Genomic DNA, 10,787 nt, shown 5'->3' on the forward strand with positions numbered 1-10,787 from the left:
AGTAGGTCAGGTTTGTAGCGCCGACAGTGAATTGGTACCAGATACCTCTGTGCGTATCCTGACTGAATTTGAGCCTAAATTGGAAGTAACCTTGGAACCGGGTGATATCCTTTACATTCCCGCCAAGCATGCGCACTTAGGAGTCTCTGTAGAAAACAGCATGACCTATTCAGTTGGTTTTCGCGCTCCGAGCATTCGAGATATTGTCGACGGTGTAGCGACAGCAGCCTTGGAGGGCTTGAAAGAGGATGAGCGTTATCAGGATAGCATCGAGGCTTTAAAAGCTGCCCGAGGTAATATCCCTGAAGCTGCTATCACTCGCTTGCGTGAAATGTTGAGCGAGGCCTTGACCAATGAGACCTTGCTTGCAAACTGGCTAGGGGAGTATGTAACGGAAAGGAAGTATCCTGAGCTTGAGCTTGTCGGCGAAAGTATTGAGGATTGGGAGTCGCTCCTTGGTGAGGGTGAGCTAATTCAGCGTAACCCTGCTTCACGCTTTGCCTATACCACCTTCAAGGAGTGTCTGCTTTATGTTGATGGTACTTCTTATAAATGTTCAGCCGCATTGGCTGAAGAACTCGCCGACAGACAAGATCTTTGTCGTCAGCGAATACTAGATTTAGTTTCAGATAAACAGGATAAAAGCGTTATTGCCAACTTATTGGAAAGCGGTGCATTAGTGCTCGGAGATTTGTAGGCAGAGGTCACTGTGCCTCGCTAGGTGCTTCGAGCTATGTTTGAGCTAGCTCATGCTTGACTTACTATCTTCGTTAATAATATCCAGATTAAAAAGGCGGAGAAGGTGACGCCTAGTTTTCAAGATTGGAACAAATTTTTGCTGAACAATGCTTTTCGAGAAACTCTATAGGTGTTTGTGAAAATTCGGCTTTGAAAAAGCGCCTAAAGCCTGATGCTGTTTGAAAGCCAATATGGTTTTTATAATGAGACTCGGGATATTCCCCATACCCGAACGGGGGTGGTGATGCCGCAAGCCGTTTATTTTGACATGACTCGTAACTCCTTTTATTCCGCTGATGGTGTGGAATTCTTTGGTTCTTATGACCTATCTGGTGAGCCTTTAGCATTTCAACTTTTCTTGAGCCAGCCTGTTGCTGATAAAGATGAGTTGGAAGAGGCCTCACAACTTTCTCCAAGCAAACTCAAAGGAGATCGTAGCCTGTTAGCCAAAATAATATATGGAGAAGAGTTTGATGGTTGGCGTGCCTCCATAACGTACTTCAAACCAGAGTACGAAGTATCAGTTGAGTTTCCTGCAGGTGACGACCCTTTACTTATGATTGTTGAGCCTGACGCGTCATTTTACTCCGAAAATATCGTGACATCACTTGAATACAACCAATTCCAATGGTCTGTCACGTTTGAGTATTTGCGCCATAAATTCCAGACTAATATTCCGGCACTGGCAAGCGAGGCTGTTAATGATTTTTATGAAGAAGCTTATTACTTGCAGAGTGTTTATCGTTTTGATGAATTCTGGGAAATGTATGCTCGCTATGAACAAACAAAGCTGAGGGGCTCGTCAGACCCAAAGAGCTCATTTGACGATGCTAATTTTGGTCTGGCATTTAGACCTGATGAGAACTGGCTTCTTCGCGCTGAGATTCATTATATTGAGGGTTACTCGAGGTTGTTTAGTCGTGATAACTCGATTTCAGACGAGCAGGATCCATACTGGACAGCAGTTCTTTTTCAGCTCGCCTATAGGTGGTAGTAGATGATTGACGAGACATTACCCTCAGGATGGAAAGACAAAGGTTTTAACATTAATTGGCAAACGTTTGGAGCGATTAGCCTTGTATTCACATTAATTGTGTTGGCCTTTTCTTTGTTGATGTCTCAGTGGAAAACGCATGAGTTTGAGTCTAACCGGCTTATTGTGCATGCCCAATATGAACAGCAATTAAATCGTTTGATAGAAACTTCTGCGGATAAAGTGATACAGCTAGCGAACTCGGCAAGTTTGAATAAAATTTTAATGGAGGCAATCCGGGGAAACGATGTCGAAAGTTTTCGCAGTGAAATAGAAGAGCTTGATTGGAATTTACAAGCCGATGGGGGATTGTCAGTATTGGCTTTGTTTGATACTCAGCTTGGTATATTACACTCGACTGACTCATTGCAACACCAAGAGAGTGTTAGGGAGGTGCTCCAGAGAGAAGCGCCCTCTTGGCGTGTAGATTGTAACTCTGTTTGCCGAATTGTGACTTACACTGCCATGCTTTATCAGGGGGATGTTTTGGGTGTCATCGTTCTGGCAGAGCCATTAAGTAATGTAATGCTTAGGTTTCAGCACGTCTCAAATATTGATACGGTTTTGCTAAGCAAGAATACGGACCCATTTAGTGCAGGGGTCAAGGGGCTGCCTGTTTCTCCATTTTGGGAGCGTGATCTAATGGCTTTAACCAACCCCTTGGAAAGCAGAGTCGTGCTTGATCAGGCTTCGCGTTCGTACTCTCTTGATGAATTAAGTCGCCGAATTCAGGTTTTGGATTTGTCTCCAAATATTTATGAATTGAAGGCGATGCCTTTGCAGCAAAATCAACTAGTTGTAATATCAAATGTGTCTGAAGACTACTCCTTATTAGATCAAACGATCTCTCAAACGTTCAGTTATAGTTTCTTAGCGTTGCTTGTCGGTGAATTTCTACTGTTTATACTATTACGCCAGCCTTTACGTAAGCTACATCGTGCCGATGCAGTTGAGCGCTTGGCAGTCGAAACGTCAAATGCTTTGGATGCACGCACAGAAGCTTTGGAGCGCGAGAAACTATTATCAGAGAGTGTGAATGACTCAGTTCCTGTGGGTATCGCAGTAGTTGATGGTGGCGGGCGCTTATTGTCTGTTAATCGCTATCTAAAATCTTTATTTGAATTAAGCTCAGAAAGTCTCGAAGGGAGCTCGTTGGATTCTCTCATTCAGGCTAAGGGGGGCTTAGTCTCCCGGCGGCTTGAGGATATCACTAGAGGGGTTTTGTCAGAGTTTGAACATGTTGCTTATATCACTTCTGTGTCAGGGCATCAGCACTGCCTTTCTTGGCGTTATACGCCTGTTTATGGAGAGCAGGAAGAGTCTGTCTCTATCTCGTCTCGGCAAGTTTTGGTCATCGCGACACCTTTAGCTGAACCAACTATTGTAGATGAGAGGAAATGGTTGGATGTTCATGATACTGAAACAGGTTTGTTAAACCAAAAAGGTTTAGAAGCGCGCCTGACTGATTTGATTGGCAGAGACGACCAAGCGTCACATGCCCTTGCATTGTTGCGAATAGAGTCTCAGTGGCGTGATGAGGTTAAAGCGTGCTTATCAACAGAGTTGGATAGCGCATTTAGTCTTGTTAGTTTGGATCGAAATGAAGTGGCGATATTGATGCCTTCAACCTCACAACCGGATGCGGCCGGGAACCTGAAGCACTATTGTCGGTCTATCGGTGAAATAACACAGAAGGGCATTATGCCTTTAGGTGGTTTGCATGTTTTCACTTCCGTAGCGCGAGATCCTTTAACACTTATTCAGCACGCTAGAGATGATTTGGCCAGACGAATGTGCAATGAACCCTAAGGCAAATTGCGCACTGATCTATGAGATCTGTACGTAATCCTATACCTAAAAAAATTCATGACTGCGTTATCGTTGTTTCTCCATAAAACAATCAAAAAGCTGGAGAAGCAAAATGATTAGATTAAAACAAAAAAAATTGATAGACCTGCCAGTGAAGATGGCTAAGGCTGTCAAATTTGCAGCTGCCTGTATAGTTTCTGTGAGTGTTGTCGGTTGTACAGGTAACCCTTACGAAGAAGTGGCAGATCGCAATGACGTTATTACTCTGGGCGACTCGATCTTTGATCTTAATGGTGTCATTCAAGAGACGCTCGAATCCTATGCCGGTGAGACCTTTCGAGATTACACGCAAAGCGGAGCAGAGTTGTCTGGTGGTGCCTTGGCTAAAGCCGTCGATCAACAATATGAGGATGCTAAGTCTACAGACGCAAATATCGATACCATTGTTATGGATGGCGGCGGTAACGACATTCTTATCCCCGCAATGCTATTCGACCCTTATGGGTGTCGTACTCACTGGTGGCGTTGGAATATTTCAAGAAGCTGCCGTGGCTTGATTGAGGATCAGTATATTAATGCAGTAAACCTGCTCAATCAGATGGAAAGTGATGATGTTCAGAACGTGATATGGCTAGGGTATTACGAGTTACCTCGTGGCAATAAAAACCTCACAAAAGCCTTAAATTACGGTGATGACTTGCTTGGTTATGCTTGCGATGTAGCGACGAATGCAAGCTGCTCATTTGTCGATACGCGTGGCACTGTTCCAGCATCTCAAGTTGAAAGCGATAATATTCACCCAACCCCAGAAGGATCTATTAACTTGGCAAATCAGATTTGGCCTGTGCTTCAGCCTGTATTGTAATTCGGGTAAATACATTCACTCGACTTAATTAGATTTACATAGTTAGTGGGGCCAGGGAAGGCCCTTTTTTTGTCAATGAAATCACAAATCTATTCTCTTTTTAGCTCGTGTATTATCGAGGGTGCAAAATATGAACAATATTCACTATTTGGTACGTTTTGCGCCTCACTAAACTTAAATTAATCATTATAGGATCATGTCTCCATATCAAAAATAACAACTGGAGAAAGCATGAAAACGATGAATCTAAGAAAACTGTATCACAAAGGCGGCTCTATGATTAAGCTGGTGGGGACACTAGCGATTGCCGGTTCCTTGGTTGCTTGTACGGGAAACCCTTATGAAGAAAACGCTCAGCGTATGGACGTGGTAACGCTAGGTGATTCGATATTCGATTTGAATGGTGTAATTGAGGAGGACCTTCAAGCGAATGCCGGTACCACTTTCCGAAACTATACGCAAAGTGGCGCTGAGTTATCGGGTGGTTCATTAGCAACACCTGTAGACAAACAGTACCAAGATGCGAAAGCAACGGATGCGAATATTTCTACGATTGTCATGGATGGCGGCGGTAATGATATCTTGATACCGGCAACTCTATTCGACCCTTATGGTTGCCGTACTAAGTGGTATCGCTGGAACATTTCTAGCAGCTGCCGTGGCTTAGTTGAAGATCAGTATGTTAACGCGGTTAACTTGCTAAACCAAATGGATGCAGATGGCGTCGATAATGTTGTATGGCTCGGCTATTACGAGCTACCTAGAGGTAATGCGAATCTAACTCAAGCATTGAATTATGGAGATGACTTGCTGGGTTATGCTTGTGACGTGTCGAGTAATGCGAATTGTCATTTTGTAGATCCGCGTGGAACGGTACCTGCTTCTCAGGTGGAAAGTGATGATATTCATCCGACCGTGGAAGGATCTCATAACCTTTCAGCACAGATCTGGCCAGTACTTCAGCCTTTGCTATAAAACTAGAGTAGTTAGTTTTGGAGCGGCAGGGATCGCCGCTTTCTCGAAATGTCTAAAGATAATAATAATTCAGAGAGTAGATATGAGTGAGCACAATAAAGACGTAAATTTGAAACCCTATTTGTTGGGTGGCATCGCTGTTATCAGTATCGCACTAAGCGTTTTCCTTATTCAGTTATTTGCCAGTCAAAAGCCACTTAATTCGCACTATGAGCCTGTTTCTCTTGGCCCTTCATTACCTTTATCTTCCTCGACTGAGGATTACCTTGATGTGCCTACTCCTCAGATTCCAGAGTATTTGAAAGCGGAGCCTAGTGAGATTGAGCAGCTGATTGAAGCCTTAGTAAGCTTATTGGTTCAAGAACACTCAAGTGAGAAACACTTACCGTCTTTTCACGCAAGCTTGAAAGAAATGCGTAACGACTTAATACAGTCCTACCCAGATACAGGTGCGGAAATATTTGAGCGAATTATTCGAACGGCTTTCCCCGAGTTAGTAGATGATATTCTTGCTTTATTAGCAATGCTTGATATCTATGACGAGTGGCTCTTGACTAATATATTAGATCTGAATGAAATGCCTGCGTTGCAGCAGCAAGGCATGTTTTGGCAAAAGCGCTATGAAATTTTTGGTGAGGAGTTAGCAGAAGCTATTTGGGAGAAAGAACGAAGTGCTGAAGAAGATAAACGAGAGTCAATGCTCTCTACCGTTAATATGCTTAACCAGTCACTTGATATGAGCATGCAAGACCGAGTTTATCTATTGCAAAGCGCTTATGATGAAAACTATTTTGGCTCTGTTGAAGATTTGGTGCTTGATTCGAAAGGTATGTTATCTCAAGTTGTCTTTGGTCTTAATATTGTACAAAGCGAACTCGGTGCATTAACACGTGAAGAACGTCAGTATGAAATTAATGAAGTGAGGCGGCTCATCGGATTCGAAGAGTCCCAGATAGAATGGTTGGTCAAGCGAGACCAAGAGAGAGAGGATCGGTGGAATAATGGTTACGCATATATGGAAGAGCGTTCACTTGTCTCTGAGCAGTTTGAAGGTGAAGCCTTAGTAGAAAAGCTAAGCGCTTTGCGAGAGAAGTACTTTAAAAATGAGGCCGGTACCATCCAGAAGGAAGAAGAAATGTTAGGTTTCTTCCGTTATAACAGAGAAAGGGTTTATGGGCGAAACTGATTACTTAAGAGTCTTCAAATGGAAAGAAAAAAGGCGCGTTGAGTTTTCTCAATGCGCCTTTTTTATAATCTTTCGAAAGTTAGCTCTTAATTGCGTTTGCCTGCGCTATTGCGTTACCAATATAGGTAGCAGGCGTCAATTTCAGCAGCTCTTCTTTAGCTGAGTCTGGAATATCTAAAGTCTTCACAAAGCTTTGAATCGTTTCCTGGTTCATTACATTACCGCGAGTTAGCTCTTTAAGCTTCTCGTAAGGTTGTTCAACCTTATAGCGACGCATAACGGTTTGAATCGGCTCAGCCATGATTTCCCATGCGTTGTCGAGGTCTTGAGCTAAACGCTCCGGGTTAATTTGAAGCTTGTTTAGACCCTTTAGCGTGGACTGGTAAGCAATGATGCTGTGCGCCAGGCCGACGCCTAGGTTACGAAGAACCGTAGAATCTGTCAGGTCACGCTGCCAGCGAGAGATAGGTAGCTTTTCTGCCAAGTGGCCTAATATAGCGTTTGCCAGGCCTAAGTTGCCTTCAGAGTTTTCAAAGTCGATAGGGTTAACTTTATGAGGCATCGTGGAAGAGCCAACTTCACCAGCAATTGTTTTCTGCTTGAAGAAAGCCATTGAAATGTAAGCCCAAATGTCGCGGTCTAGGTCGATTAGAATCGTGTTGAAGCGGGCAATTGCGTCAAACAATTCTGCAATATAATCGTGGGGCTCAATCTGTGTTGTATACGGGTTGAACTGTAGTCCTAGGCTCTCGATGAATGTTTTAGCATTTTCAGCCCAGTCAACATCAGGGTAGGCAGATAGGTGAGCATTGTAGTTACCTACAGCGCCATTAATTTTGCCCAGGATTTCAACTTTCTCGATTTGAGCCAACTGGCGGCGTAAACGAGCAACAACATTTGCAAATTCTTTACCCATTGTAGAAGGCGAGGCTGTTTGACCGTGGGTACGTGAAAGCATCGGGATTTCAGCGTACTCAAGTGCCAGTTCTTCCATTTTGTTTACAACTTCTTTCATTGACGGTAAAACACTCTTCTGCATGCCATTAGTAAGCATTAAACCGTGAGATAGGTTGTTGATGTCTTCCGAAGTACAAGCAAAGTGAACGAACTCGGAATCGGCTTCTAATTCAGGGAAGTCGCCTTTTGCTGCAGAGAACTTTTCTTTTAGGAGATATTCAACTGCTTTTACGTCGTGATTTGTAGTGCGTTCAATTTCTTTAACGCGCTCTGCGTCTTCTACAGAGAAGTTACTTACGATATCGTCTAGGAACTTGTTGGCGTCAGCAGAGAAGGCTTTTAATTCTTCAATTTGAGGGTGGGCTGCCAAGGTTTGCAACCAACGAATTTCAACCTCTACGCGGAATTTAATAAGTCCAAACTCGCTGAAGATATCCCTAAGGTCAGTGACTTTTGAGCCGTAACGGCCATCGATAGGTGAAACTGCGGTTAAAGATGAAAGTTGCATTCGTAATCTCTTTCTCTGCTGCTTAAAAAATGGGCGGCAATGATACTACAAATGTGACCTGAGTTGCACTTTTTGTCACGGATACATGAGGGTGCGGTCTATTGCTTATGTTTTGTGGCTTGCTCGGAAATTGATTTATTTTTGATCGCTAATGGTAATGGTGGCTCAATGATGTACGACATTTCTTTGGGCAGCTGATAGCTATTGCTTTCGACGCGTCTACGCATTTTTTCTAGTGTGCCTAACGGTTGGTCAACAACGAAGCTGTTGGCGAGCCATGCCGGTAGGTCTCCGCTAGGATCAGCATGCGTTTCATATTCGACAAAAATATAGCCATCACCTTGTGGTGTAAAGCGCCAATAACCTGTTAGTTGTGTGACAGGTACACAGTCTTCGTGATTTTGCTTTACGGCTGTGCTGGCTTCGAAAGTCATCGTTACAGCATAGGTCTTGGGGTCTTGTTTAATATTGGCATGTAGTACATAATCTCGGTCGCTTACAGGCCAGGGGGCACTCGTTCGTTGGTAAATATAAAAGTCTTTATTTGATATTCTTCGAAGAACTTCACTCTTTGCGCAATCTTGTAGCCATAGTTCCATTGCAGATATGTCTGTATGGTGGGCCATTAAGTTATGTAGGCTTGATTTAATCGAGGTTTCACCACGAAATGCTTTGAATGAGGAACCCTCTATCTCTTGAGTATATACCTTGATTCCGTCGTCATCATGTTCCAAGTTCCAGCTATTGGCAGAGCAGGTTAGGGCAAAGCACAAGCTTAGTAGAGGGATTGAAATAAGTAAGTGTAGTGGTTTGCGTAATATGGTTTTCATTAGATGTGTCTACTTATCTCGGTGTTTATCAGGCATAAAATGAATATAACAATAAAAGAGAGCTATAAATATGCTCTCTCCAAGTCTATACCTTGTACTGCTCAAGAAGTTGCTGAGTTGAGCTGGTTAGCTTTTGTAGCTCTTCGCTATGTTGTGAAAGTGTTGTCGCACCTTCGTGGGTTTCATGAGCGACCTCTTTGATAGAGACCACATTGCTGCTGACTTCATTCGCAACGATGCCTTGTTGTTCCACCGTTGCAGCGATCATATTATTCCTATCGGTGACTTCAGCGACTTTTGAACCCGCTATCATTAGGCACTCTCCGGTGCTGTAAGCATTATCCACACAAGATTGAGTATGGATCTTTCCGGCCTCCATTACTTTAACTGCATTGGCAGCGGCAGATTGCAGAGCTTCAGTCATCGCCTGTATTTCTTCAGTGGATTCATGAGTTCGTTGTGCGAGAGACCTAACTTCATCTGCTACTACCGCGAAGCCGCGGCCTGTTTCGCCAGCTCGTGCAGCCTCGATCGCGGCGTTCAAAGCTAATAGGTTGGTCTGTTCAGAAATGTTTCTGATGACGCCAAGAATGGTGTCAATTTGTTGAACATCGGCTTCAAGTTGGCTAATGACTTGGCTGGCTTGTGTCATATCATCCGAGACGCTGCTGATTGCACCAATGGTATTGCGCATCATCTCGTTACCTTGATTTATTTGAGTATTTGCTTCGTGAGTCAGGTCTGAGGTTTCTGCAGCGTTGTTAGCAATCTCTTGAATTGTCATGGCAAGCTCTTCAATTGCCGAGGCGAGAAGCTCGGTCTCAGAGTGTTGTTGGTCAACACCTTCTGATGTTCTTGATGTAATGTCATTCATGACGGTTGCAGAAAACGACATTTCTTCAGAGCCGTGTTTGCAGTGATTGATTAAGCTACGGAAGGCGCTTTGCATGCTGATGAACGATCGGCTTAGACCTCCTAGCTCATCGCGACGCTCAGTTTGCTCAATTTCTTGTCGAAAGTCTCCGTTTGCAGCGTCTTTCATGACTGATACGATTCGCTTTAAAGGTTCGACCAAGTCTTGGGTCATCATTCGAGCGATCACAGCAACGACAATGAGCGTGGCAAGAAGCAAGAAGATAGACGATCGTGACTTTTTCCAGAATAGCTCATCGATATCGTCAATATATACACCGCTGCCGATAATGTAGTTCCAAGGTTTGAAGCCTTGAACATATGATGTTTTTGCAACAGGTTCGTCTTTTCCAGGTTTAGCCCAATAATAATCGACATACCCGCTTTCAGAGCTGCGTACGACTTTCACAAAATCGGAAAACAGTTGCGTGCCTTTAGGGTCGGTAAATTCGCTTAAGTCTTTGCCGTTCAGTGCTGGCTTAATAGGGTGCATCACCATTTTCGCGCTATAATCATTGATCCAGAAATATCCGCTGCCATTGTCGTACCTTAGGTGTCTGATAGCGTTGACGGCTTGTTTTTTAGCTTCTGCTTCACCCAATATATCTCTTCGTTCGTAGAATGAGCTAAGCAGCGAAGACGCATTTTCAACAAGATGCTTCACTTCACTTTTTCGACTTTCGAGCAAGTTATCTCGCTCATTAATCCGGTCAAAAACTTGAATGAATAAGCTGCTAATAATGGCAATAGCTAGAAGTAGCCAAATTTTGACTTCAAATCGAAGGTTGCTAAACAAAGTGTTTTCCTTAAGAAATCAGTAATGGTTGGGTCGTGATTTTACTGCAAAATAGATTGATTCGTGAGCAGAAGTTCCTAATATAGATTCAAAGTCTCTCTCATGCAAGTTACTGGATTTAATCAATAATTGAAGGAGATCTGTAATAGTTTTCAGATATAATTATGTAGCAGCTAGC

The 10,787-nt window shown here is 43.5% G+C and carries 9 protein-coding genes; 6 read left to right on the top strand and 3 right to left on the bottom strand.

Translation table 11 applies throughout. From position 1 onward, the window contains the following. From A3756_RS19140 to A3756_RS19165, 6 genes are all read left to right on the top strand, one after another. Positions 1–697: cupin domain-containing protein (locus A3756_RS19140; protein WP_231875576.1), on the top strand; the 697-nt coding region annotated here is incomplete at its 5' end. Positions 698–910: 213 nt separating this feature from the next. Continuing rightward, positions 911–1,732, top strand: coding sequence for a hypothetical protein (locus A3756_RS19145; RefSeq protein ID WP_068554318.1), 822 nt, complete (start codon positions 911–913; stop codon positions 1,730–1,732). Positions 1,733–1,735: 3 nt separating this feature from the next. Then, entirely contained in the window at positions 1,736–3,580 is a 1,845-nt protein-coding gene (locus A3756_RS19150) for a cache domain-containing protein (RefSeq protein WP_068554319.1), read from the top strand. 112 nt (positions 3,581–3,692) lie between these two features. Next, positions 3,693–4,445, top strand: coding sequence for an SGNH/GDSL hydrolase family protein (locus A3756_RS19155; RefSeq protein WP_068554320.1), 753 nt, complete (start codon positions 3,693–3,695; stop codon positions 4,443–4,445). A 231-nt stretch (positions 4,446–4,676) separates the two neighbouring features. Continuing rightward, entirely contained in the window at positions 4,677–5,420 is a 744-nt protein-coding gene (locus tag A3756_RS19160) for an SGNH/GDSL hydrolase family protein (protein WP_082865373.1), read from the top strand. An 82-nt stretch (positions 5,421–5,502) separates the two neighbouring features. Beyond that, positions 5,503–6,606, top strand: coding sequence for a hypothetical protein (locus tag A3756_RS19165; RefSeq protein WP_068554321.1), 1,104 nt, complete (start codon positions 5,503–5,505; stop codon positions 6,604–6,606). A gap of 79 nt (positions 6,607–6,685) precedes the next feature. Here A3756_RS19165 and purB read toward each other — a convergent pair whose 3' ends face one another. The 3 genes from purB to A3756_RS19180 form a co-directional block, all read right to left on the bottom strand. Next, positions 6,686–8,071, bottom strand: coding sequence for an adenylosuccinate lyase (gene purB, locus A3756_RS19170; RefSeq protein ID WP_068554322.1), 1,386 nt, complete (start codon positions 8,069–8,071; stop codon positions 6,686–6,688). A gap of 98 nt (positions 8,072–8,169) precedes the next feature. Beyond that, positions 8,170–8,901, bottom strand: a complete 732-nt coding sequence (locus A3756_RS19175; RefSeq protein WP_068554323.1) for an START domain-containing protein — start codon at positions 8,899–8,901, stop codon at positions 8,170–8,172. Positions 8,902–8,986: 85 nt separating this feature from the next. Next, positions 8,987–10,609, bottom strand: coding sequence for a methyl-accepting chemotaxis protein (locus tag A3756_RS19180; protein ID WP_068554324.1), 1,623 nt, complete (start codon positions 10,607–10,609; stop codon positions 8,987–8,989). Between the last annotated feature and the right edge of the window lie 178 nt (positions 10,610–10,787).

It is taken from the genome of Oleiphilus sp. HI0086 (genome assembly GCF_001635225.1).

Excerpts from the sequence above, each read along its gene's own strand:
- A3756_RS19175 (WP_068554323.1), bottom strand. The coding sequence starts at position 8,901 with ATGAAAACCATATTACGCAAACCACTACACTTACTTATTTCAATCCCT.
- A3756_RS19160 (WP_082865373.1), top strand. The coding sequence starts at position 4,677 with ATGAAAACGATGAATCTAAGAAAACTGTATCACAAAGGCGGCTCTATG.
- A3756_RS19150 (WP_068554319.1), top strand. The coding sequence starts at position 1,736 with ATGATTGACGAGACATTACCCTCAGGATGGAAAGACAAAGGTTTTAAC.
- A3756_RS19145 (WP_068554318.1), top strand. The coding sequence starts at position 911 with ATGCTGTTTGAAAGCCAATATGGTTTTTATAATGAGACTCGGGATATT.
- purB (WP_068554322.1), bottom strand. The coding sequence starts at position 8,071 with ATGCAACTTTCATCTTTAACCGCAGTTTCACCTATCGATGGCCGTTAC.
- A3756_RS19155 (WP_068554320.1), top strand. The coding sequence starts at position 3,693 with ATGATTAGATTAAAACAAAAAAAATTGATAGACCTGCCAGTGAAGATG.
- A3756_RS19165 (WP_068554321.1), top strand. The coding sequence starts at position 5,503 with ATGAGTGAGCACAATAAAGACGTAAATTTGAAACCCTATTTGTTGGGT.